A 22,974-nucleotide genomic window follows, 5' to 3' on the forward strand; every position below is an offset into this window, starting at 1 on the left:
CGCCACCATCGTCAAGACCGCCCTCGACACCCTGCCGGCCGCCTCCGGCCAGGTCGAGCAGGCGAGCAACGTCGTGAGCGTCCGCCGCCGCCCGCGCTGATTTTTTGAACGCGACGGCGGTCCAACCCAAGTCCTTCATCCTGCGGTGGGGGAGCGCGGGGGGACGAACCCAGCCGCTGAACCCGGCTTGGTGCGGACGCGTGCAGAATGCGCTATGGTTCTGGGGAAGGACCTCGCCATGACTGCACAGGTTGCCGTCCGTCACCAGGCCAATGCCGCCCCGATGATGGCCAGGGACAAGATCCACGACCTCGCCCGCCAGCACGCCATCCGGTACGAGCGGGGGGAACTCGACGACTGGGCCGAGACGGTCTCCCGCGTGGCAGGCGACGACATCCAATTGGACGAGACCGAGTGGCTCCTCGTCGCGCTGGGCCGCGCCGAAGTCATGCCTGAGATCGAGAACACCAAGCTTCACGCCCGTTACCTCGCCGAGCGGGACGGCCCCGACATGTGATGTTCGATGTCTTCGGCGACTTCGCGGAACGCGGCTACCTCCGCAACGTTGCGGGCCTGAAAGACATCGCTCGCGTCAAGCAGCTGGAGCACAGGGCATTTCTGACGAAAGTCGGCAAGGCCATCGCCGAGCTCTCGGATCGCGTTCCACTGACCTACGCCGACATCCTCCGCACGCACGAGACCCTGTTCAGCCCCGTTTATCCCTGGGCCGGGTGTGACCGCTCGGAGACCGCGCCCGGTGCCCACATCAGCCGTGGCGGCTACGACCGGATGTTCGCCTTCCCGCGGGATATCCGCGGAGCCGCCGAACACGCCCTTGAACAGGGCAACGACTCCGCCTTCATGCGGGCAAAGCCCGGCGCGGTGCTGGGCTCGCTGGCGCATGCCCATCCGTTCCTGGACGGGAACGGGCGCACCATCATGGTCGTGCACACGGTCCTGGCGAACCGAGCCGGTATCTCCATCGCGTGGCAGGAAGCCGACAAGGCCGCCTTCCTGATAGCCCTGACTAAGGAGATACATTTGCCCGGCGACGGCCATCTCGACGCCTACCTCGCGCCGTTCCTGCGCGAAGCGGCGGCGCAGGAGAAGCAGATCGAGAGCTTGAAGGCCCTCAAGACTCTCGGCTGATCCTCAGCCCAGAGCCTCCGCCACGGCCTTCCCGCAGGCCTGCGTGTCGGCATTGCCGCCGAGGTCGCGCGTGCGCAGCGTCCGCTCGGACAGGACCCGCTCGATCCCGCTGACGATCTCCCGGGCGGCCTCGTGCTCGCCGAGATGCTCCAGCATCATCGCGCCCGACCAGATCTGGCCGATCGGGTTGGCGATGCCCTGGCCGGCGATGTCGGGAGCCGAGCCATGGACCGGCTCGAACACCGACGGGTGCAGCCGCTCCGGGTTGATGTTGCCGGACGGCGCGATGCCGATCGTGCCCGTGCAGGCGGGGCCCAGATCCGACAGGATGTCGCCGAACAGGTTCGACGCCACGACCACGTCGAACCGGTCCGGGTTGAGCACGAAATGCGCGGTCAGGATGTCGATGTGGTACTGGTCCCACCGCACCTCCGGATAGGACTCGGCCACAGCCTTCACGCGCTCGTCCCAGTACGGCATCGTGATCGAGATGCCGTTCGATTTCGTGGCCGAGGTCAGGTGCTTCTTCGGCCGGGTCTGGGCGAGATCGAAGGCGAATTTCAGGATCCGGTCGACCCCGTGGCGGGTCATGATCGTCTCCTGCAGGGCGAATTCCCGGTCGGTGCCGGCGAACATGCGGCCGCCGGCATTCGAGTACTCGCCCTCGGTGTTCTCCCGGACCACCCAGAAGTCGATATCGCCGGGCTTGCGGTCGGCGAGCGGGCACTTCACCCCGGGCATCAGCCGCACCGGGCGCAGGTTGGCGTATTGGTCGAATTCCCGCCGGAACAGGATCAGCGAGCCCCACAGGGAGATGTGGTCGGGCACGCGCTCCGGCATGCCGACGGCGCCGAAATAGATCGCGTCGTGCGTTTCGATCTGCGGCTTCCAGTCCTCCGGCATCATCCGTCCGTGCTGCTCGTAGTAATCGCAGCTCGCGAAATCGAACCAGTCGAGCTGGAGCGCGAAGCCGTGCCGCTTGGCCGCCTGCTCGAGCACCCGCACGCCCTCGGGCACCACCTCCTTGCCGATGCCGTCGCCCGGGATCACCGCGATGCGGTAGCGGCGCTGGGGGCTGCTGTCTTGACCGGCCATGGATCCTCACGGGTGTCGCGTCGGGGGCCGCGTACCGGCCCTGGGTTGCACGGTGCCAGGGTGTTGCACGCGCTCCTGCGGTCAACACCCCGGCCTGACAATCACGCAGATTCCCCCGCCATGGCCCGGCGCTGCCGGTCCAGCTCCTCGCTGTAGCGCTTGAGCGTGTGGCTCTCGGTGAGCAGGCCCAGGACCTGGCGGCTGTCGGCGCTCTGGACCACCGCGAGCGCCTCGCTCTCGCTGCGGTCGAAGGTGGCGGCCGCGTCCTTGGCGTTCATCTCCGGCGTCAGGAACAGGTCGGTGTGGTGCAGGAGGTCGGCCAGAACCGGCGCCGCGCCGGCCTCGGCGTCCTGGGCGGCGGCATGCGCCTCGGGGACGTTCACGATGCCGGCATAGCGGCCCTGTCCATCCACGGCGATCACCCGGGAGGGCGAGCCGAGCGGATGGGCGCGCAGGAAGGTCGGCAGCGGCGTGTCCAAAGCCACGGTGGCGACGTCCCGGCGCATCAGCCGGCCCACGGTCAGCGAGCGGATCCAGCCGACATCGTGGGGGCTGCGGATGCTTTCGCCCCGCAGGTGGAAGCGCCAAGTGGCGAAGGAATAGCCGAAGATCTTGCGTACGGTCAGCGAGGAGGCGATCACCGCCGCCAGCACGAGCCCGGTGATCGGCAGGCTGCCGGTGATCTCCAGCGCCAGGAACGTCATGGTCAGCGGACCGCCGATGATCGCCACGGCGAGGGCGCTCATGCCGATCACCGCGTAGGCCAGCGGGGTGAGGCCGAAGCCGGCCATCGCGGGCAGGAGATCCGGCGCCAGGGCGGCGAACAGCTTGCCGGCGATCGCCCCGAGGAACAGCGAGGCGAAGAACAGGCCGCCGCGAAACCCGGACCCGATCGAGATCGCGGTGGCCGTCGCCTTGGCGGCGAACAAGCCGGCGAGCACCGCCACCCCGTGGCCCTGGCCCTCGGCGGAGAAGTGCATGTGCAGGGCGCCGTGCCCACCCGAGAGCACCTGCGGCGTCGCCAGCAGCGCCAGCGCGCCGACGCACAGGCCTCCGAAGGCGGGCCCGGCCGCCCGCGGCAGGCCGGACGCCTGGACCAGCTGCTCGACCAGTGTCACGCCGCGCATGATCACGATGCCGAGCAGCGCGCAGACCAGCCCGAGGGCGAGGCTCGGCAGGATTTCCAGGCTGGTGATGTGCGAGGTCGTGACCGCCTGCATGTCGCCGAGCTCGACCAGCGGCTGGGTGGCGATCAGGGACCGGGAGACGAGGTTGCCGCAGAGCGCCGCGACGACCACGGGCGCCAGGGTGGCGATCGAGTAGGTGCCGATGATCAGCTCGAAGGCGTAGAACGCCCCGGCGAGCGGCGCTCCGAACCCCGCCGCGATGGCGCCGGCCGCCCCGCACCCGACCAGGGTCCGCAGGTCGCCCCGACGCACCTCGAAGGCGATGCCGAGCCGCGAGGCGAGGCCGGAGGCGAGCTGCGTGTAGCCGGCTTCCAACCCCACGGAGGCACCCGATCCGTTCGAGATCACGTTCTGCAGGGCGAGGTACAGGCTGTCCCGCAGGGACATCCGGCCGCCATGGAGCGCGTTGGCCTCGATCGGGTCGATGGCGGGGCGCTTGCGCGGGCCGCGGAGGTAATTCGCCACGACGATCAGAAGCCCGAGCAGCACGCCGCCGAGACATGGACCGATCAGCAGGAGAGGCGGCGCGACCGCGTCGGCGGCGCTGAGCCGGGTCCCCGCCGGCAGGTGGTAGAGCGTCTCGCGCAGGGCCTGCGTCATCCAGGTCATGGCCGAGACCGCCAGCCCGCTGACGCAGCCCACCAGGGTCGCCAGCAGGACGAGCCCGCCCTCGCTGCGCCGGACGAGGCTGCGCAGCCGCCCCGGCGCCAGGACAATCCGGGATCGGGCCCAGCGCCCGCGGGGGCGATGGCCCGGCCGAACCGGTCTATCCGCGGGGCCCGTCCCGGAGGCCCGGCCGCGATCCCGGCTCCCGGTCGTGACTGGCGCTGGCTCTCGCGCGCTCACGCTCGCCCCTACCCCCCCGATCCGCCCTGGCCGACGCGCGGTTCCGTGGGTGCACTTAGGGGGCGAATCCGCCCTGCGTCCACCGGCACCGCATCAGCCTGCACAGATCGTCTTGAAAACTGCCGCGGCCCGCGATACACCGCCCGCCAGTGCCGCCGTAGCTCAGTTGGTTAGAGCACCAGATTGTGGATCTGGGGGTCCCCCGTTCGAGCCGGGGCGGTGGTACCATCCATTCAGAACGACAGCGCAAGGGATTGGCGGATCGCCGGCCCCTTTGCGTTTTCCCAGCCCGGTCCGAAGCATCGGCCCGGATGGGGTCAGCGGCCGCTCGCGGAGGCGTTGCGGCCGGCGCCGAGGCAGCCGGTGCCGGGGGCGGGCAGGACGAGCCAGGCGCCTCCGGCGTAGAGCCGCCGGACCGCCCCGGGGGCGACCGGCCGGGTGACGAGGTACGCGCGTCCGATCGAGACGAGGGCGCCGCCATCCGCATCGGCGAGGCGGGCAGGATCGCCGAGCGCGACCACGCTCTCGGGCTGGACCGCCAGGGCGGCGACGGCGCCCACCCCGACCCAGCCGGCCAGAGCCGCGCCGATCGCCAGGACCAGACGGGCGGGTCGGCCCTCAGTAATCGTAGGCGTGCTCGAAACGGCCACCGCGCGCCTCCACGAAGCGGATCTGGTTCACGAGGCTCGTCACCTCGGTGTCGAGCCCGACCCGCCGCCAGCCGGGCTGGGACTGGATGGGCATCGCGAAGAGCGGGGCAGCGCCTGCGATCGCGATCTCCGTGCCCGCGGGTAGGAGAATGGTCGTCAGGATACGCCGGTTGCCGGCGATCTCCAGGACGGTGCGGTTGCGCGCGCCCAGGCCCCGCAGGATCTCGGTGAAGGCGCGGTAGCGCGGCGTCTCGATCAGGACGGCCGGGACGCCGTCCCCGGTCGGGACGGGTCCGAGCGGCGTGATGCGCGGGTCGGCGGCGACATCCCCGGCGTCGAGCCCGTCGACCACGCTGCGGATCGTGAGCACGGCCGGGTCGATCCCGGCGAGCCAGCCGATCGCCTGCGCGTAGGCCCATTTCACCCCGTATTGCAGGGAGAGCGCGGCGCGGCGCTCCAACGCGCGGATCGAGGGCTCGAAGGGCACCTCGCGCCAGAGCCGCGCGAGCTCCGCGCCGAAGGGGTAGCGGAACCAGGGCGTCTGGCGCAGGAACACCGCGTATTCGGCGAGCAGCCGGGTGTTGAAGCGATCCTCGGCCGTGGGCTCGGGGCCGCGCCACCACGCCGTGAGCGCCCCGAGGCTGCGCTCGTAGGCCCCCTGGATCGCCATCTCGGCGGTGAAGCTCACGCCGATGATGTAGTTCGTCGCCTTCTGCCCCGCAGTGACGTCGCCGGTCCGCGAGGCAGCCCGCGTCGTCCCGCACAGGCTCGTCCAGAAGCCCGAGATCGCGGAGAGGTAGTCGAAGGCGGATTCGGAGGCGGATTGCGTGACCCCGGCGAGGTCCGCGTAGGCGTGGACGATGTTCCATTCGGGGAAGGTGAGGTAGCTGTCGCCGGCCGCGCGCTTGTACCCCTCGGGGGCGAGCCCGAAGCGCGATCCGCCCTGCCAGGAGGGGTCGGGGGACACCGCGCAGGTCCCCTCGATCGTCGCGACAGGGATCGCGCAGGCGAGGGCGAGCCCGGCCAGTCCGATGGCGGCCCACACGGCGACACGCTTCAGGCGGCGCATGCTGGCTTCCTCACGCGGGAATATTGGCCGGACCGCGCCGCGGCCGCCAGCCGAGCGCCACGCCAGCGAGACCGAGGCCGAGATGCGGCCCGTTCGAGAGCAGGGGGCTGTCCTGGAAGCCCTTCAAGAACAGCGAGAGGTCGAGGAAGCTCGATCCGGTGAGAACGCCCACGATCCCGTCCAGCAGGTAGATCGCCCCGAAGGCGCGCAGGAAGGTCACGGCCGCGGAGCGCGACCACAGCCCGGCGGCGAGCGCCCAGAGGCCCGAGGCGACGTGCAGCGCATCCTTGTAGACGTCGAGATAGAACAACCCGAAGACGCGCCCGTCGGCATCCTTGAAGGCCGGCACGTAATTCGTCGCTGCGGCAAACAGCAGGACCGCCGCGAAGGCGAAGGCGGCCAGACGATCGACATCCGCTCTCATGGGAATCTCCGAGCCCTGGGAATTTCCAAGCCCTGCATTCGGCCCCAATCCGGCTTTTCCGGATGCGATCGACAAGGCATCGCCCCCGAAAACCGCAGGCCTTCCGCGGCGGCCGGCGTGATCTGAAAACATTGTGCAGACGAAGCGATCAGAAGGTGGAATCCTGCACTGCCGTAGACCGAACCTTACCCCGCCGGGCCGCTCCCCGGTTCCTATCGCCGTCCGAGAGAACCGGACCCGATGCGTCCGCTCGCAGCCCTAGGCCATGTAGGTCGACCAGAGGGCGTTCCGGAACAGCAGCCCCGGATCGTGCCGCCGCTTATCCGCGATGAAGCTGTCGAGGGCCGGATAGGCGCGAGCCATCTGGTCGCGCCGGGCATGCAGGCGATAGGGCAGGTAATAGGCCCCGCCGATCGCCACGACCCGCTCGATCAGCGCCTCGGTCATGCGCATCATCGCCGCCTCCTCGCCGGCGGTGAAGCCCTGGGTGAACGACATCACCGCGGCGATCCGGGGCACGGGCGCGTAGGCGAGCCGGGAATCCGGGTCGGCCGCCACGTAGCGCAGGGTGACGTTGAGGCAGTCGCAGCCGGAATCCGGGATGGTCTCGCGGCAGGCGTCGAGGAACGCGCCGAACCGGTCGGGGGCGACGAAATACTCGTGCAGGATGTCGGTGCGGCCGCGGTCGTGCGCGGCGAGGTTCGCCACGGGCTCGTTCATCAGGCTGTTCCGCGTGGCGATGCCGGAATCGAGCGCCGGGCTGAGCCGGGTCTCCGCGATCCACCGGGCGCGCTTGCCGAAATCGTTCCCGACCTGGGCGCGGTAGATCTCGCGCGAGACCGAGGTGAACGCTCCCTTCGAGGCGGCGACCGGGAGCGTCGCCGGCGGATGGGCGACCTCGGTGTAGTGCGTCAGGATCGCCTCGTCGAAGAAGCCGGCCCGGGCCACCGACAGGCGCCCGTAGGCCATGCGCACCGTCGGGGCCTGCTCCACCGTGGCGACGAAAGCCTCGGCGAAGCGCGAGGCCGGCATCACCGTGACGGTCGGCGCCAGGAGGACGTTCGGGACCATCTCGACCACGAGATCGACCACGATCCCGACCAGCCCGTAACCGCCCATGGCGAGGCCGAACAGGTCCGGGTTCTCGGTGCGCGAGCAGGTCACCAGCGTGCCGTCGGCCAGAAGCAGGCGGATCTCGCGCACGGTCGAGCCGAACGGCCCGCGCGGGGTCGGCCAGCCATGGGCGTTGACGCTGAAGGTCGAGCCGACCGCGAAATCGTTGTTCGACTGCATTACCGCGGGCGAGAACCCGATCCGGTCGAGTTGGCGGATCACCTCGGACCAGCGCGCGCCCGCCCCGACCCGGTAGGTCCGTGCGGCACTGTCCGCCTCGATCGGGCCGCCCTCCAGGGTCACGGCCGTGCCGTCGCGCGCGAGGCTCTGGCCGCCCATGGAATGGCGCGCGGCCCCCACCGCCACCGGGCGGCCGGACGCTGCCGCGTCGCGGAGCTCGGCACGCAGCGTCTCGATCAGGGCCTCCGTCGCGCCCGTCCGGGGCGTGACGTGGCGCATCACCGGCGTCGGGTTGAGCCCGCTGGCATCGTTCAGGATCGTCCGCTGGCCGGCACGGGCGGGGCGCGGGAGCATCCCGGCGGCGAGGGCCGCTCCGCCGCCCGCCAAGATCCCGCGCCTGCTGGGGCGAAACCCGTCCACTCCTGCCTCCTGTGATTCGTCGCCGGCAGGGTCGGTCCGCGGCCCCGCTGGATCAAGAACCTGCCGCGCCGCGACGGCCGAAGGCGTGGCGTTGCGCACATCGCCGGCCGCCGCACCGGCCGGGCGCCGCGCGGCCCCATCGAAAGCCGGCCCGGCATCCGACCCCGCGACCGCGCAAGCGCGATTTTTCGCCGAGCGCGGGTGCATTCCGGCCGGTCCCGCTATCTTGGCGGGCAAAGCGCGCACCGGAGGACACGCCATGAAGCCGTATCGCATCGCCGCCATCCCGGGAGACGGGATCGGCCAGGAGGTCATCGCCGCCGGCATCGCCGTGCTCGACGCCCTCGCCGAGCGCGCGGGCGGCTTCCGCTTCGCCTTCGACCGGTTCGACTGGGGCTCGGATTACTACAAGGTCCACGGCGTGATGATGCCCGCCGACGGGCTGGCTCAGATCAAGGACCACGACGCGATCTTCTTCGGCGCGGTCGGCGCCCCGGACGTGCCCGACCACATCACCCTGTGGGGCCTGCGGCTCGCGATCTGCCAGCCCTTCGACCAATACGCCAATGTCCGGCCGACCCGGATCTTGCCCGGCATCACCAGCCCCCTGCGGCACGTCACCGGGCCGGAGCTCGACTGGGTGATCGTCCGCGAGAATTCCGAGGGCGAATATGCCGGCGTCGGCGGCCGGGTCCATCAGGGCCACGACAACGAGGTCGCCACCGACGTGTCGATGATGACCCGCTCGGGCGTCACGCGCATCATCCGCTACGCGTTCGAGCTGGCGCGCTCGCGCCCGCGCAAGCGGCTCACCGTGGTGACCAAGTCGAACGCCCAGCGCCACGCCATGGTGATGTGGGACGAGATCGCCGCCGAGGTGGCGCGGGATTTCCCGGACGTGGCCTGGGACAAGATGCTGGTCGACGCCATGACCATGCGCATGACCATGAAGCCCCAGAGCCTCGACACGATCGTGGCGACCAACCTGCACGCCGACATCCTGTCGGACCTCGCGGCGGCCCTGGCCGGGTCGCTCGGCATCGCGCCCACCGCAAACATCAACCCGGAGCGCCGGTTTCCCTCGATGTTCGAGCCGATCCACGGCTCGGCCTTCGACATCGCCGGCAAGGGCATCGCCAACCCGGTCGGCACCTTCTGGACCGCCTGCCAGATGCTGGAGCATCTGGGCGAGAAGCCCGCCGCCGACCGGCTGATGCGCGCGGTCGAGCGGGTCACCGCCGACCCCGCCCTGCACACCCCCGATCTCGGCGGCACGGCCACGACCCAAGCGGTCGCGGATGCGGTGATCGCGGCGATCCGGGGCGACAACGGCTGACGGGCCGGCGACGCGCCTCCCGCGATCCGGAGTTTCCCCGGCGGCCTTCGGACGCTAAGACCGACCTTCGATCGCGGCGGCGAGCCCGTCCCGCAAGAAGAACAAGCTCCCGGGACACGTCAGATGAGCATCCCCGAGCGGCGCGTCCGCACTCTCTTCGACGAGGCGGCGATCGCCAAGCGCAACACCGAGCTGGCCCAGGAGATCCTGTCGGCGAACCCGGAGAACCTCCTGGTCGTCGCCGTGCTCAAGGGCAGCTTCATGTTCGCGGCCGACCTGCTCCGGGCGCTGCACCGGGTCGGGCTGTCGCCGCAGGTCGAGTTCGTGCACCTGTCGAGCTACCGCACCGGCACGGTCTCCACCGGCCAGGTCGAGATCCTGCGCGACGTGCAGAGCGAGGTCCGCGGGCGGGACGTGCTCTTGGTGGACGACATCCTGGAATCCGGCCGGACCGTGGTGTTCGCCAAGGACCTGCTCATGGCCCGGGGCGCCAAGCGGGTGCTCACCGCGGTGCTGCTGGAGAAGCCGGGCAAGCGCGCCGTGACGATCGACGCCGATTTCGTCGGCTTCACCTGCCCGGACGTGTTCGTGGTCGGCTACGGGATGGATGCGGCCCACGCCTTCCGCCAACTGCCCTTCGTGGGCGTGGTCGATTTCGGCAGCGGCGACCCGGACCTGTTCGACGAGGCGTGACGCGCCTGCGGGCAGCGCGGCATTTTCGCCGCGGCGCCCGCGGATGCGATTGTTTTCCCGTGCGATGCCTTGACAGCGCAACGGTTCCGTTCGTGATCTGTTATCCATAAGCAGGCCTGAAGTCTCATCGTGGCGGGACGTCCTCGGATTCAGGCCCGGGATCAGGAACGTTTACGGGACCCCATGGCGCGCATCCTCCTCGTGGATGACGAAGAGACCGTCCGCGGCTTCCTCAAGCGGGGGCTGGAGATCGACGGCCACGCCGTCGTGACCGCCAATGACGGCAGCGACGGGCTCGACCGCCTTAACGAGGCCGATGGCGGGTTCGACCTGATGCTGACCGATATCCGCATGCCGCTCATGGACGGCATCGCGCTGGCGCTGGCCGCCAAGCGCGACTTCCCGGACCTGACCATCCTGCTGATGACCGGCTTCGCCGACCAGCGGGAGCGCGCCCGCGGGCTCGACGCGATCGTCACCGACGTGCTGACGAAGCCGTTCTCGCTCGCGGACCTGCGCGCCACCGTGCGGCGGGCGCTCGCCGCCTGAGGCGGCCCCGAGAGTTGGGCCGGCCCGATTACCGCTTCAGGGGCCTTTAAACATCCGCTTTAGGCTGCGCTTCACGAAAGCGTGGCAGTTTCGTCCGGCGAATTCCGATCAGCCGGGACCGATACCGCGATGGACCGTCGAGACAGGGACGCCGCCGACGCGGATTGGGACGACGATTGGGATGCGCCGCGGCGGCCCCGCAGGAGCCTGTTCGGACGCGGAATCGGGCTCGTGAAGCTCGCGGTCTTCGCGCTGCCCGTGGCGATGCTCCTCTACGGCAGCTTCGCCGATTGCAGCGCGCGCCCCGCCGCCGCGAGCTGGCTCGGCCTCGTCGGCGCGGGCGCCTGCGCGCGCAGCGAGATGATCGGCAGCGTCCTCTCGATGCAGGACAACTTCGCCCTCCTGAAGCGGCTGATCGATTGAGGCCACCGGGCGCGTCGCCCGCCGCCTGCCGCTCCGCACCGACCCTTGCGAGCCGACCATGTCCACCCGCCCCCTCTCCTCATCCTCCCCCGGCAGCCTGCCCGACGCGCTCGAGGAGGCCCAGTTCCGCGCCCGCATGGCACGGCTCGGCACCGAGCCGCAGAGCCGGCGCCGCCGTCCCCGCGACCTCGGCAGGCGCGGCTTCCGCCTGGGCTGGAAGGGCTGGCTCGTCGTCGACAGCCTGATCGTGCTTCTGGTCGTGGCGGCGGTGGTCGCCTGGCCGCCGATCCAGGCCTGCCGGCACCAGGACAAGACGACCGGCTTCTACGCCGGCGACTCAGTGGACAAATGCATCCGCCGCGGCATCGCCGAGCGCATCGACCGGGCGGACCAGCGCCTCAAGGCCCTGGTCCGCAACTCGGGGCGCTAGCGCATTTCGCGCAACGGATCCCGGATCCTGGCCCGGCTCGGCTTGAGCGGCGGCACCGCGACTGGTAGCAAGCGTGTCGCGGGCCGGTGTAGCACAGCGGTAGTGCAGCGGTTTTGTAAACCGAAGGTCGGGAGTTCGATCCTCTCCACCGGCACCAAAATTCCACAGCGGTCCCAACACGTTACGGATTGGTCTTCGGATTAAGCGGCCCATCGCTACACAGGGCTGCTACACATGGTCCGTCCACTCGCGCAAGCACTGCGAACCTCCAATACCGCCGCCGACATCCGCCGCATCCGCGATGATCCCGGCGTCTCCTCCACGAAGCCGCCGGGCTGGGGCCGTGACGCGATCACGGTGAGTTTGCCCCCCGATCCGGCACAAGCGAAAGCTGCCCATGCGCGCATCGCAGCGGACGTAGAAGCGCGGTTCGCGCCCCTTCGGGCAGCCGCCCGACATCGGCAGCCTGGCCCGTCCCAGGCATCCGAACCCGCAGGGCAACCTCTCCGGAGCGGGCGTTTAAAGCTGAGAGCTCGGCGATCCTACGCCCGCTTCGCTTCGAGAATGCTGGTCGCCAAGGCGACCCAGTACGCGGCGCCGATGGGCAGGGCGTCGTCGTTGAAGTCGTAGCCGGGATTGTGAAGCGGGCGGCCGGGCTCGGCGCCGTCGGTGCCCAGCCAGACATACGCCCCGCGGCAGGCTTGCAGCATGTAGGCGAAGTCCTCCGAGGCCATCGACGGCGCGACGGTTCCGTGCCGGGCCGGGATGGTCGGCACGCGCGCCGCGGCGGCGAGGGCGAGCGGTACGGCGTCCGGGGCGTTGACCGTCGCGGGATATCCGGTGTGGTAGTCGATTTCGGCGCCGCCGCCATGCGTGCGGGCGATGCCCGTGGCGATCTCCGTGATCAGAGCCGCGACCGTGCCGCGGACGCTCTCGGACAGGCAGCGGACGGTCCCCCGGATCGTGGCGAGGTCCGGGATCACGTTCCAGGCGTCGCCGCCGTGGATCTGGGTGATGCTCACCACCGCGGGATCGAGCGGGGCGAGCCGGCGGCTGACGATGGTCTGCAGGGCCAGGACCGTCTCGGAGGCGATCACCAGCGTGTCGATGCCCCGCTCCGGCATGGCGGCGTGCGTGCCCGAGCCGCGCACGCGGATCTCGAACGTGTCGAGCGAGGCCATGATCGGGCCTGGGCAGGTCGCGAAGGCGCCGAGCGGCAAGCCCGGCCAGTTATGCAGGCCCCAGACCGTGTCGCAGGGGAACAGCCGGAACAGGCCGTCCTCCACCATCGCCCGGCCGCCGCCCTCGCATTCCTCGGCCGGCTGGAAGATGACGTGGATCGTGCCGCGCAGGGTCTCGGCGCGCGCGAGCTGGCTGGCGGCGCCGAGCAGCATCGCGACATGCCCGTCGTGTCCGCAGGCATGCATCACGCCCGGGGTCCTGGAGGCGTGGGGCAGGCCGGTCGCCTCCTGGATGGGCAGCGCGTCCATGTCGGCGCGCAGGCCGACGGCCGTGCCCTCGCCCCGGCGCAGCGTCCCGACGACGCCCGTCCGGCCCAGGCCCCGATGGACCTCGAAGCCGCAGGCGGCGAGCTCGCGCGCGACGAGGTCCCCGGTGCGCACCTCCGCGAAGGCCAGCTCCGGATGGGCGTGCAGATCCTGCCGCCAGGCGACCATGCGACCGAGGATGTCCGCGTCTATGCTCATGCCGTCCGCTCCCTGGCCGTCACAGGTCCGATCCCGGCCATCCCTGCGCGTCGGTCGATCCGCGTCTCACGTCACCGGGACGTGCATCCAGAACTGCGCGATCAGGGTCGCGCCCAGGAATGTACCGGCATTCGCCATGAACGAGACTACGACGATGCGCCAGCCCAATTGCCGGAAGGCGGGGATGTCCTTGGCTATGGACAGGCCGGCGAATGTCAGGATCGGGGTGGCCAGGGCGAGGAAGTTGATCTTGCCGGTCATGGCGGCGATCTCGGCCGCGTAGGGCATCGCCGGATAGGTCAGCGCCATGCCGATCAGGGAGACCCAGATCACCGCCGGAAGCTTCCGTGCCGAGAGCACGTAGAGGCCCCAGCCGAGGATCACGACCCCGATGATGATCGCCATCCCGCCCACGACCGCGGCATCGGGGATCACGCCGTAGGTCAGATAATTGCCGATGAGCCCGTAGGCGCCGATCAGCACCCACGCCACCAGCATCTCGGCGAACCCGATCGCTGTTTCCTCATGCGCCGGGGCCAATGCGGCGGCCGAAGGCGCCTGGACGGTGTCGGGCCGGTTGCGCCCGAGGATCGGTTCGAGCTTGCCGTAGGCCCAGATCGTGAAGGGCAGTGACAGAAACAGCGTGAAGTAGGTTCCGATCGTCGTGGTGATCAGGTTGCTCGCCGCCGCGAAGGTGGCGACATCCTTGGCCACCTCGGGCGTCTGCTGCGCCGCGATGGCCCCCGACGCGGCGGCCATCATGCTGCCGGACCCGACGCCCGCCCCCATGGCGAGGGCGAGCGGATTGAAGATGTTCAGGCTGGCGACGAGACCGGCGAGGACGGCGATGAAGACCGCCCCGAACACCGTACCGGTGAGGTATTCCGCGAGCACGCCGCGCCCCTCGGGGGAATCCATCCCGTAGCGCTCGCCGATGATGGCCAGGCTCGGCTCCCGGCCGACCGAGAAGGTCGCGCCGATGGCCTCCCGCTTGATGCCGAGCAGGAGCGCGACCGGAAGGCCGAACACCATGGTGCCGAAGAAGTGGCCGAACTCCTGGAACACGAGCGACCATCCCGACGCGAAGATCTTCGGCAGCGAGCCGCCGACCAGCAGGCCGAGCTTCGCGATGAAGATGAGGAGGGCCGGCTGCAGGAAGGCGGCCGCGGCCGATTGCGTCGAGGACTTGAGGCGCAGGAGGGCCGGAAGCCGGGGGCTCGCCAGGCCGAGGGCTCCGCCGAGCAGGAGGGCCCAGAGCAGGGGCAGCAGGACGATCTTTCCGGTCCCGACGGGGATGTTGATGTTGCCGATGGCCTCGGCGATGACGACGATGACCAGCGCGATGAGGAACAGCCGGGCGCGGCTCGGTCTCTCGGTCGGGGCGGCCTCGAATGGGATCGGCCCGCGATGGATTGCTTCCTGTGCCATGGCTGTTGTCCTCCCTGCGACGGGTCGCGGCGCGTCTGGTTTTGATTGTTGTTCTTGATTGTTGTTCGTGATCGTTGTTCTTGCGCCGCCGTCGGCTCCCGCGGACCTCGTGAGGGGCCCGCGGGGCGACGGAAGCGTCGATGCGGCGGCAGCGTCTTGGCGGCCGCTTTCGACGTCAGCCGACGTAGCCGAAGGCCACGCCGGGCTGGGCGGCGGTCTCGACCCACACGCTCTTGGTCTGGGTGTAGGCCATCAGCGCCTCGCGCCCGGAGGACCGGCCGAAGCCGGAGCGGCCGAAGCCGCCGAAGGGCGAGGCGACGTTGATCGTCTTGTAGCCGTTGACCCAGAACGTCCCGGCCCGGACGGCGGCGGCGACCCGGTGGGCGCGGCCGACATCGTTCGTCCACACCGCGCCGGCGAGGCCGAACGGCGTGGCGTTGGCGATCGCGACCGCCTCCTCCTCGGTCTCGAACGGGAGGACGGTCAGCACCGGGCCGAACACCTCGTCCCGGGCGATCGCCGCATCGGGCGCCACGTCGTCGACCACGGTCGGACCGAAGTAGAAGCCGCCGGTGTCCCGCAGGTCGGCCGGGCAGCCGCCGCCCGCGGCGATGCGGGCGCCGGCATCCGCGGCCTGGCCCACCATCGCGGCGATCTTCTCCAATTGCCGGCGGTTGTTGATCGGCCCGATCTGGGTCGTCGGGTCGGTGGGCGCGCCCACCGGGATGCGGGCCGCGGCGTAGGACAGCCGCTCGACGAAATTCGCGTGCACCGACCGGTGGACGAGGAGGCGCGAGCCGGCGACGCAGCTCTGCCCGGCACCGCCGAAGATCGCCGCCTGCGCGCCCACCAGGGCCCGGTCGAGATCGGCATCCGCGAACACGATGTTGGCCGACTTGCCGCCGAGCTCGAGCACGCTCGGCACGATGTTGCGCGCCGCCGCGGCCGCGATCTGCGCGCCGGCCTCCGCAGAGCCGACGAACACCACGAGCCGCGTGTTGGGATGGGCCACGGCCGCCGCCCCGGTGGTCGGGCCCGCGCCCGCCAGCACCGAGACGAGGCCGCGCGGGATCCCCTCGGCCCGGTCGCACAGCATCCCGAGGGCCAGGGAGGTCAGCGGCGTCAGCTCGGAGGGCTTCAGCACCACCGCGTTGCCGGCACAGATGGCCGGGGCGATCTGCCAGCCGGCGGTGAAGATCGGGGCGTTCCACGGGGTGATCTGCACCACGGTGCCGAACGGTTCGGCGCGGGTGTAATTCAGGTGCGAGGTCGGGACCGGGATGACCTCGCCGTGCAGCTTGTCGCACCAGCCGGCATAGTATTCGAACATCTCCGCGACCTTGCCGACCTCGCCGCGCGTGTCGCGGATCGGCTTGCCGGCCGACAGGGTCTCCAGCTCGGCCAGCGCCTCGGCGTTCTGCCGGACCAGGGCGGCCACCGCCCACATCGCCCGGCCACGGGCCGCCGCCGTCATGCCCCACCAGCTCCGCTGGGCGGGCCGGGCCGCCGCCATGGCGGCATCCACGACGGACGCGCCGGCATCGGCGAAGCGCGCCACCACCCGACCGTCCGCCGGGTTCACGAGATCGAGGGTTTCACCCGTTCCCGCATGGACCTCGCCGGACACGACGCTGCCGATGGGGCCGCCGAGGGACAGGGCGGACAGGAGTTCCGAGATGCGCTGCGCCGCATCGCCTGGCACGGTGGTGGACATCACTTCGCTCCGTTCGTGGTGCGGTAGTCGGCCATGCGGGTGAAGTCCGCGGCGTCCGGGATGGCCTCGCGGGTGGTCGCCCAGATCTGCGCGACATGGGCGGACAGCGGCAGGTCGGCGCCGCTCTCGGCGGCCAGCTCCATGGCGAGGCGCACGTCCTTGCGCATCAGCCCCGCGGCGAAGCCGCTGTCGAAGCTGTTCGACAGGATCCAGCGGGGAAACATCACCTCGCTGATCGCGCTGCGCCCCGTGGCGGTGTTGACGACCTTGATCGCCTCCTCGGCCGACAGGCCGGCCGCCTCCGACAAGCGCATCGCCTCGCCCGTGGTCACGAGGTGGGCGGCGACGAGGAGGTTGTTCACGAGCTTGACGATGTTGCCGGCGCCGGACGGCCCGACATGCGGGGCGCGGGCCGACATCGCCGACAGGACCGGCTCGGCCAGGGCGTAGTCGGCCTCCGAGCCGCCGACCATCATCGTCAACGTGCCTTCGGCGGCCCCCGAGGGGCCTCCGCTGACCGGCGCGTCGAGCAGGGCATGACCGGCCTGTTCGAGGCGGGCGGCCAGCCGCCGGGTGGTGCCGGGATCCGAGGTGGAGGTATCGACGACGACGACCTTCCGGTCGGTCCGGGACAGCAACCCGCCCTCCGCCGTGACCACGGCCTCGACATCGCGGGCTAGGGGCAGCGAGAAGACCAGGGCATCCGCGCGACGCAGGACGTCGGTCAGGTCCGGGACGAACGAGATGCCGGCCGCCTCGATGGCGGCGCGCCGGGCGTCGCTGATGTCGTAGCCGATGACCTTGAAGCCCTTCCGGGCCAAGGTCGCCGCCATGCCGAGGCCCATATTGCCGAGCCCGACGACGCCGACCGTCTCAATATTCATCGCGATACCTCCCGTTTAGGAAATGGTATCGATCGCCGATGCGGTCGCTACAAGAATTGCTTTTCGAACAAATCGTTCTTGTTAAAGCAACACTCAGCGCTGCGGCTGGAAGGCGACGAGGTGTTCGGTGAGCCAGCCCAGCAGCCGGCCCATCGCTTCCGGCAACCGCCGTCCCGAGCGCACGACGAGGTGCGCGCTCGCCTCGGAGAGGACCGGGTCGAGCAGCGGGAGAACGGTGACGGCATCGGTCTGCAATTCGGCCGCGACGGCGAAACGCGGCAGGAACGCGACGCCCAATCCCGCCGTCACGAAGCGCCTGTGCATCTCGAAAGACGCGGTCTCCAGGCGCGCGACGAGCCGGAAGCCGCCATCGGCCTCGACGCGCCCCAGGAGCTGGCGCACGCCGTGGTCGGAGGGAAGCAGGACGACCGGCTCGGAGGCGAAGGTGCGCAGGCCCACGGGGGTCGAGGAGCCGGCGAGGGGATGATCCTTCGGGAGGACGGCCAGCAGCGGCTGCCGCGCCGACACGACGCCGCGCACGTCCGGATGGGCCGGCGGGTTGTAGGCGAGGCCGATATCCGTATCGCCCTGGGCGACCGCCGACAGCACGCTGTCCGTGGTCCCGAGGGAGACCTGGAACGAGATCCCGGGATAGGCGGTGACGAAGTTGGCCAGGCCGTTATCGAGCAGGTCGACCAGGAAGCCTGCACCGCAGGTGAGCCGGATCGTTCCCTGCTGGACGCCGCGCAGCCGTTTGAGGTTGTCCTCGAGGAGGGCGGCCTCGTCGGCCTGGCGCTGGGCGTGCTGGGCGACGATGCGCCCGGCCTCCGTCGGCACGACGCCGCGCGGCAGCCGCTCCAGGAGATTCTCGCCGCACTCGGCCTCCATCTCGCTGATGTGGCGACTGACCGCGGAGGCCGCGACGTTGAGCGCTTCCGCGGCGCCTCGGACGGAGCCGGTCCGGACGACGGCCAGGAAGTATCGCAGCGCTCGATCGTTCATCGCCGGGCAAGCGTGCGCTTTGGTCCCCCGCATATCAAGGCATGCGCAGGCATCGACAGGCCCGAACCACGGCTTCTGCCCAACGACCTTCTCCTGTCCGGCGCGGCCGGTGGCCTATGGGCGAGGCCCGCCGCCCGTCCCTCACGTCGGGGCGGCGGCGTCCGCCCCGTGGAGGTACCGGCGGTCGAACCGATCGCCCAGGCCGGTCAGCACCTCGTAGCCGATGGTGCCGGCATCGGCCGCGACCGCGTCCAGGGAGCGGTGCGGGCCGATGATCTCGACCGCGTCGTCCTCGGCCAGCGCCCCGGCCGGGAGCGCCGAGGCGTCCACCACGATGCTGTCCATCGACACCCGGCCGAGAATGGGCAGCGCGACCCCGCCCGCCCAGGCCGCGCCGCGCCCGCTGGCGCTCCTAAGGAACCCGTCCGCATAGCCGATTGCCACGGTCGCGAGGCGCGACGCCAGCGCGGTCCGTGCGGTGTAGCCGTATCCGACCGCCGTCCCGGCCGGCACGTCGCGCACCTGCAGGACGCGGGCCTCCAGCTTGACCACGGGCTTCAGCGGGTTGGGACGCCCCGCAACGGGCGCCACCCCGAACAGGGCCGCGCCCGGCCGCGCCACATCGTAATGGTAATCCGCCCCCAGGAAGATCCCGGAGGAGGCGGCGAGGCTGGCCGGCATGGGCGGGAGCCGGCGCCGCGCATCCTCGAATCGGGACCGTTGCGCCGGGTTCACGTCGCTGTCGGGGGCGTCCGCGCAGGCCAAGTGGCTCATGACCAGACGCCAGTCCACGGCATCGTGCTCGCCCGCCCGATCCGCGACGGCCGCGAGCTCGGCGGGAGACAGGCCGAAGCGGCTCATACCGGAATCGACCTGCAACAGCCCCGGTAGCTTGCAGGCGCGCGCCCGGGCCAGCGCGGACCAGCGCGCGAGCTGGCCCGGCGTGTTGATGACCGGGACCAGCCCGTGCGCCAGGCATTCGGCCTCAGCGTCGCGCGGGGCACCGTGCAGGACCCACACGGCGGCCTCCCGGGGCACGTGCCGCCGCAGCGCGATCCCTTCGTCGAGATGGGCCACGAAGAAGGTCCGGCAGCCGGCCGCGGACAGGACGGGGGCGACGCGCGCGGCGCCCAGGCCATACGCGTCCGCCTTCAGCACCGCGGCGCATTCCGCCGTCCCGAGGCGCCGGGACAGGAGCCGGTAATTGGCCGCGATGGCGTCGAGGTCGACCGTCAGAATCGCCCCGGCATGCGGATTCCCGCCCTCGTCGAACGCCTGCACCCCCGTCGCCTCCCGATCCCGCACGCGCGCATCCACCGGGCCTCAGGCCGCGTAACGGCTGACGGCGAGGTCGTCGTGGGCGATGTCGGGCGCCCGCCCGGACATCAGGTCCGCGAGGAGCCGGCCCGACCCGCAGGCCATGGTCCAGCCGAGGGTACCGTGGCCGGTATTGGTATACAGGTTGTCGTACCGGGTCGCCCCGACGATGGGCGTCCCGTCCGGCGTCATCGGGCGCAGGCCGGTCCAGAAGGTCGCCCGGCCGAGGTCGCCCCCGGCCGGAAACAGGTCGTGGACGCAGCGCTCCAGGGTCGCGCGACGGGGCGGGCGCAGGGCCTGGCTGAAGCCGGCGAGCTCGGCGGTGCCGCCGACCCGTATGCGGTCGCCGAGCCGGGTCAGGCCGACCTTGAAGGTCTCGTCCATCACCGTGGACACGGGAGCCGCCTCCGGATCCGTCACGGGGAGCGTCAGGGAGTAGCCCTTGACCGGGTAGATCGGCAGGTTCAGCCCGAGCGGTCGCAGGAGCGCCGGGGTGAAGCTGCCCATCGCCGCCACATAGGCGTCGGCGTGCAGCACCTCGGACCCGCAGGCGACGCCGGTCACGCGGCCGCCCGAAGCCTGGAGCCCCGTCACCGTCACGTTGTAGCGGAACGTGACGCCGAGCCCCTCGCAGATGGCGGCGAGCCTCTGCGTGAACAGGTGGGCATCCCCGGTCTCGTCCCCGGTGAGACGCAGCCCGCCCACGATCTTGTCCTTCACCCGGCCGAGCGCCGGCTCGGCGGCGACGCAGCCCGCCGGGTCCAGGACCTGATAGGCGACGCCGTAGGCGTCCAGGACCTTGGTGTCGTCGCCGACGTGATCGAGCTGCTTGCGGGTGCGGAACAGCTGCAGCGTGCCGCGTTCGCGGTGGTCGTAGGCGATGCCGGTCTCGACGCGCAGGTCGCGCAGGACGTCGCGGCTGTATTCCGCGAGCCTCACCATCCGCCCCTTGTTGCGGGTGTAGGCCTCCTCCGTGCAGTTCGCCAGCATGCGGGCGAGCCAGCCGTAGAGGCGGGGCTCGACGGAGGGCCACAGGACCAGGGGGCGGTGGCGCATCATCAGCCACTTCATCGCCTTGACCGGAATGCCCGGCGCGGCCCAGGGGGCGGAATAGCCGGGCGAGACCTGCCCGGCATTGGCGAAGCTGGTCTCCAGGCCCGAGGCGGGCTGCCGGTCGATCACCGTGACCTCATGGCCGGCCTTGGCCAGATAATAGGCAGAGGACACGCCGACCACGCCGCTTCCCAGGACCAAGACCCGCATGTCCGCTCTCCTCGGCGCCGAACATCCGCATTCGGCGCTCACCCGCCGCCCGAGCCGCCGCGATCGCGGAATGCTCGGCGGGGTCCGCGGGACCCGCGTCGCGCGGTCCCGGGCCGAGATGTATCGAACATCGAAACCCGCGCACGATGCTGCGAACGTGTTGCATGGTCTGCGAAAGCGATGCCATGCAACGACAGGATTTGCGACCGGACGACAGATCGTTGCGCCATGCCACAGGATGCGATCGACACGGCCATCATCCACGCCCTGCGCGAGGATGCCCGGATGCCCAACGCGGCCCTGGCCAAGCGCGTCGGCCTATCCGCCTCCGCCTGCCTGCGCAGGTTGCGGATGCTGGAGCGGGACGGGACGATCCGGGGTTACACCGTCCTGCTCGACGCATCGGCCGCCTCGGGCCTCGTCGTGATGACCCAGATCGAGCTGGAGCGGCAGACGGAGGATTACCTGAACCGGTTCGAGGCCGCCGTCCGCCGCTGCCCGGACATCCAGGATTGCTACCTCATGACCGGCAGTTCGGATTACCTGCTGAGGATCCGGGTGGCCGATGCCGGGGAATACGAGCGGCTCCACCGATCCGTGCTGTCGAAGCTGCCGGGCGTGTCCCGGATCCAATCCAGCTTCACGATCCGGAGCGTCGTCGGGCGCTGATCGAATCCAGCCCCTCGACTTGGGCCCGCCCCCGAACCTGCCGGACAGCGGCGCGTCTTTCGCAACGCGTGATATCGATCGATCAATGTTTCAGCTGAGCGGTCCGACGAGTCGGATCCTCTCCAACGGCGCCATCATCCGAATACCCGTCGAGCCTTCGGCGGCCAGGATCGGTCGCGCAGCCCCAGCGTCGGCAATCCGACGGGCTCCGCCCCGACCAAGCGCGCGTGGACCGGTCCGCGGCCTGCGCGGATCGGGCCTTCGGGTCTTTGCGCTCAGCCTTCGTTCAGCCCCCGCGCGCGATCCTGGCTTACGGCCAAGCTCAGATAAGTATTTCTGGTTTGTATCTGAAATAACCGTCAAAAAATTACCGTCGAGCTGACGAATACCGACATTAAGATTTGATGAATGTGAAATTCAGAACCGATTAAATCCGTCGCGCCTACCAGCGCCGCCGGAAGGCGATGAATCGCGTCTCCGTCGGGCGGGTCGCGAGACCGGGCGGCGGGGCGCCGGCCCCTCGGGCCGCGTCGCCGATGGTCGGGGCGCTATCATGAGCCAGGGCAAGGACGGGCGGACGGTGACGCGCGCCGCCGGAGACGCGGCCGGGGACGGGCTGGCGCTGGCGGGCGGCGATGCCCCCGTGCCCGATGGCGCGGCCGCAGGGCCGGCGCACGGGCGCCGGCCGATCAACGACGCGGCCCGGGCCCGGATCGGGCGCGGCCTGCGCCTGCACTACGCCGATGTTCTGGCCCTGCCGATCCCGGAGCGGCTCCGGACGCTGATCGACGACCTCGCCGCATGCTCCGACACGGAGGCTCCGCGATGATGATGATGACCCAAGCCGCTCCCGCCGGCAGCAATTCCGGGCCGCCACCGCCCCAGGGCGTCGATGCCGAGATGCGCGATCTCCTGCTCGGGGCGATCCCGGCGCTGCGCGCCTTCGCGTTCTCGCTGACCTACGACCTCGACCGCTCGGACGACCTCGTGCAGGACACGCTGGTGCGCGCCTGGGTCAATGCCGGCAGCTTCCGGCGGGGGACCAACCTCACGGCCTGGCTGTTCACGATCCTGCGCAACCTGTTCTACTCGGAGCAGCGCAAGCGCAAGCGCGAGGTGGAGGATGCCGACGGCGTGCTCGCCGGCAAGCTGACCTCCTTGCCGGAACAGGAAGTCCGGATGGAGATGGCGCAGTTCCAGTCCGCCCTGAACCGCCTGCCCCATGCCCAGCGGGAGGCGCTGGTTCTGGTCGGGGCCCAGAGCTTCACCTACGAGGAGGCGGCCGCGATCTGCGGCGTCGCGGTCGGCACGATCAAGAGCCGGGTCAGCCGCGCCCGCCTGCGGCTGATCGAGGTCCTGGGTCTTGAGGGGCCGGACGATATCGGCACCGATGCCCGCACCCGGGCGGCCCTCGACGGCGGCTGAGC

The 22,974-nt window shown here is 70.6% G+C and carries 23 protein-coding genes and 2 tRNA genes; 12 read left to right on the top strand and 13 right to left on the bottom strand.

Annotated features, from left to right (window positions below; translation table 11 throughout):
* Positions 1-238 precede the first annotated feature (238 nt).
* Together WYO_RS23305 and WYO_RS23310 are read left to right on the top strand one after the other, a co-directional pair.
* Entirely contained in the window at positions 239-517 is a 279-nt protein-coding gene (locus WYO_RS23305) for a hypothetical protein (RefSeq protein WP_007567182.1), read from the top strand.
* Positions 517-1,149, top strand: a complete 633-nt coding sequence (locus tag WYO_RS23310) for a Fic family protein (RefSeq protein ID WP_007567184.1) — start codon at positions 517-519, stop codon at positions 1,147-1,149. The genes WYO_RS23305 and WYO_RS23310 overlap by 1 nt, the downstream gene beginning before the upstream one ends.
* Before the next feature lie 3 nt (positions 1,150-1,152).
* Here the strand turns inward: WYO_RS23310 and WYO_RS23315 are convergent, their stop codons facing one another.
* Both WYO_RS23315 and WYO_RS23320 read right to left on the bottom strand, forming a co-directional pair.
* Entirely contained in the window at positions 1,153-2,244 is a 1,092-nt protein-coding gene (locus tag WYO_RS23315; protein WP_007567186.1) for a tartrate dehydrogenase, read from the bottom strand.
* A 101-nt stretch (positions 2,245-2,345) separates the two neighbouring features.
* The gene (locus WYO_RS23320) at positions 2,346-4,148 is read right to left on the bottom strand and encodes a chloride channel protein (protein WP_047170913.1); all 1,803 of its coding nucleotides are present in this window, start codon (positions 4,146-4,148) and stop codon (positions 2,346-2,348) included.
* Between the two features lie 280 nt (positions 4,149-4,428).
* Between WYO_RS23320 and WYO_RS23325 the strand changes: the two genes are divergently transcribed.
* Positions 4,429-4,505, top strand: a tRNA-His gene (locus WYO_RS23325).
* Between the two features lie 89 nt (positions 4,506-4,594).
* On the opposite strand, the gene WYO_RS23330 is transcribed toward WYO_RS23325, so the two are convergent.
* The 4 genes from WYO_RS23330 to WYO_RS23345 form a co-directional block, all read right to left on the bottom strand.
* Positions 4,595-4,927 (bottom strand): hypothetical protein, encoded by a 333-nt coding sequence (locus tag WYO_RS23330; protein ID WP_007567190.1) that lies wholly within the window; start codon positions 4,925-4,927, stop codon positions 4,595-4,597.
* Positions 4,896-5,996 (bottom strand): hypothetical protein, encoded by a 1,101-nt coding sequence (locus tag WYO_RS23335; protein WP_007567192.1) that lies wholly within the window; start codon positions 5,994-5,996, stop codon positions 4,896-4,898. Before WYO_RS23335 ends, WYO_RS23330 begins: the two co-directional genes overlap by 32 nt.
* A gap of 10 nt (positions 5,997-6,006) precedes the next feature.
* Positions 6,007-6,420: a DUF4383 domain-containing protein gene (locus WYO_RS23340; protein ID WP_007567194.1), complete on the bottom strand. Its 414-nt coding sequence runs from the start codon at positions 6,418-6,420 to the stop codon at positions 6,007-6,009.
* 258 nt (positions 6,421-6,678) lie between these two features.
* Complete coding sequence (locus WYO_RS23345) at positions 6,679-8,133, bottom strand: FAD-binding oxidoreductase (protein ID WP_007567196.1); 1,455 nt, start codon at positions 8,131-8,133, stop codon at positions 6,679-6,681.
* A 259-nt stretch (positions 8,134-8,392) separates the two neighbouring features.
* On the opposite strand from WYO_RS23345, the gene WYO_RS23350 reads away from it, so the two are divergent.
* The 6 genes from WYO_RS23350 (at position 8,393) to WYO_RS23375 (ending at position 11,721) form a co-directional block, all read left to right on the top strand.
* Positions 8,393-9,469, top strand: coding sequence for a tartrate dehydrogenase (locus WYO_RS23350; RefSeq protein ID WP_007567198.1), 1,077 nt, complete (start codon positions 8,393-8,395; stop codon positions 9,467-9,469).
* A gap of 123 nt (positions 9,470-9,592) precedes the next feature.
* Positions 9,593-10,162, top strand: a complete 570-nt coding sequence (gene hpt, locus WYO_RS23355) for a hypoxanthine phosphoribosyltransferase (RefSeq protein WP_007567200.1) — start codon at positions 9,593-9,595, stop codon at positions 10,160-10,162.
* Between the two features lie 183 nt (positions 10,163-10,345).
* Positions 10,346-10,711 carry a response regulator gene (locus tag WYO_RS23360; RefSeq protein WP_007567202.1) on the top strand — a complete coding sequence of 122 codons (366 nt, stop codon included), beginning with the start codon at positions 10,346-10,348 and terminating at the stop codon, positions 10,709-10,711.
* 129 nt (positions 10,712-10,840) lie between these two features.
* The gene (locus WYO_RS23365) at positions 10,841-11,134 is read left to right on the top strand and encodes a hypothetical protein (RefSeq protein WP_007567204.1); all 294 of its coding nucleotides are present in this window, start codon (positions 10,841-10,843) and stop codon (positions 11,132-11,134) included.
* A gap of 58 nt (positions 11,135-11,192) precedes the next feature.
* Positions 11,193-11,564 (top strand): hypothetical protein, encoded by a 372-nt coding sequence (locus WYO_RS23370; protein WP_007567206.1) that lies wholly within the window; start codon positions 11,193-11,195, stop codon positions 11,562-11,564.
* Between the two features lie 82 nt (positions 11,565-11,646).
* Positions 11,647-11,721: transfer RNA gene (locus WYO_RS23375), tRNA-Thr, on the top strand.
* 385 nt (positions 11,722-12,106) lie between these two features.
* Here WYO_RS23375 and WYO_RS23380 read toward each other — a convergent pair.
* From WYO_RS23380 to WYO_RS23410, 7 genes are all read right to left on the bottom strand, one after another.
* Positions 12,107-13,270: a M20 aminoacylase family protein gene (locus tag WYO_RS23380; RefSeq protein WP_007567208.1), complete on the bottom strand. Its 1,164-nt coding sequence runs from the start codon at positions 13,268-13,270 to the stop codon at positions 12,107-12,109.
* 66 nt (positions 13,271-13,336) lie between these two features.
* Positions 13,337-14,698: a DUF3100 domain-containing protein gene (locus WYO_RS23385; protein WP_007567211.1), complete on the bottom strand. Its 1,362-nt coding sequence runs from the start codon at positions 14,696-14,698 to the stop codon at positions 13,337-13,339.
* Between the two features lie 175 nt (positions 14,699-14,873).
* Entirely contained in the window at positions 14,874-16,412 is a 1,539-nt protein-coding gene (locus WYO_RS23390; protein ID WP_007567213.1) for an aldehyde dehydrogenase family protein, read from the bottom strand.
* Positions 16,412-17,296, bottom strand: coding sequence for an NAD(P)-dependent oxidoreductase (locus WYO_RS23395; RefSeq protein WP_007567215.1), 885 nt, complete (start codon positions 17,294-17,296; stop codon positions 16,412-16,414). The genes WYO_RS23390 and WYO_RS23395 overlap by 1 nt, the downstream gene beginning before the upstream one ends.
* Before the next feature lie 93 nt (positions 17,297-17,389).
* Positions 17,390-18,298 (bottom strand): LysR family transcriptional regulator, encoded by a 909-nt coding sequence (locus WYO_RS23400; RefSeq protein ID WP_007567217.1) that lies wholly within the window; start codon positions 18,296-18,298, stop codon positions 17,390-17,392.
* A 141-nt stretch (positions 18,299-18,439) separates the two neighbouring features.
* Complete coding sequence (gene alr, locus WYO_RS23405; RefSeq protein WP_244424278.1) at positions 18,440-19,603, bottom strand: alanine racemase; 1,164 nt, start codon at positions 19,601-19,603, stop codon at positions 18,440-18,442.
* Between the two features lie 18 nt (positions 19,604-19,621).
* Positions 19,622-20,878: a D-amino acid dehydrogenase gene (locus WYO_RS23410; protein ID WP_007567221.1), complete on the bottom strand. Its 1,257-nt coding sequence runs from the start codon at positions 20,876-20,878 to the stop codon at positions 19,622-19,624.
* A 228-nt stretch (positions 20,879-21,106) separates the two neighbouring features.
* Between WYO_RS23410 and WYO_RS23415 the strand changes: the two genes are divergently transcribed.
* The 3 genes from WYO_RS23415 (at position 21,107) to WYO_RS23425 (ending at position 22,972) form a co-directional block, all read left to right on the top strand.
* Positions 21,107-21,547 (top strand): Lrp/AsnC family transcriptional regulator, encoded by a 441-nt coding sequence (locus WYO_RS23415; RefSeq protein ID WP_007567223.1) that lies wholly within the window; start codon positions 21,107-21,109, stop codon positions 21,545-21,547.
* Between the two features lie 553 nt (positions 21,548-22,100).
* Positions 22,101-22,376, top strand: coding sequence for a NepR family anti-sigma factor (locus WYO_RS23420; protein ID WP_007567225.1), 276 nt, complete (start codon positions 22,101-22,103; stop codon positions 22,374-22,376).
* Entirely contained in the window at positions 22,373-22,972 is a 600-nt protein-coding gene (locus WYO_RS23425) for a sigma-70 family RNA polymerase sigma factor (protein WP_007567227.1), read from the top strand. Before WYO_RS23420 ends, WYO_RS23425 begins: the two co-directional genes overlap by 4 nt.
* The last annotated feature ends 2 nt before the right edge of the window (positions 22,973-22,974 follow it).

The organism is Methylobacterium sp. GXF4, from assembly GCF_000272495.1.
GTDB classification, from domain to species: Bacteria; Pseudomonadota; Alphaproteobacteria; order Rhizobiales; family Beijerinckiaceae; genus Methylobacterium; species Methylobacterium brachiatum.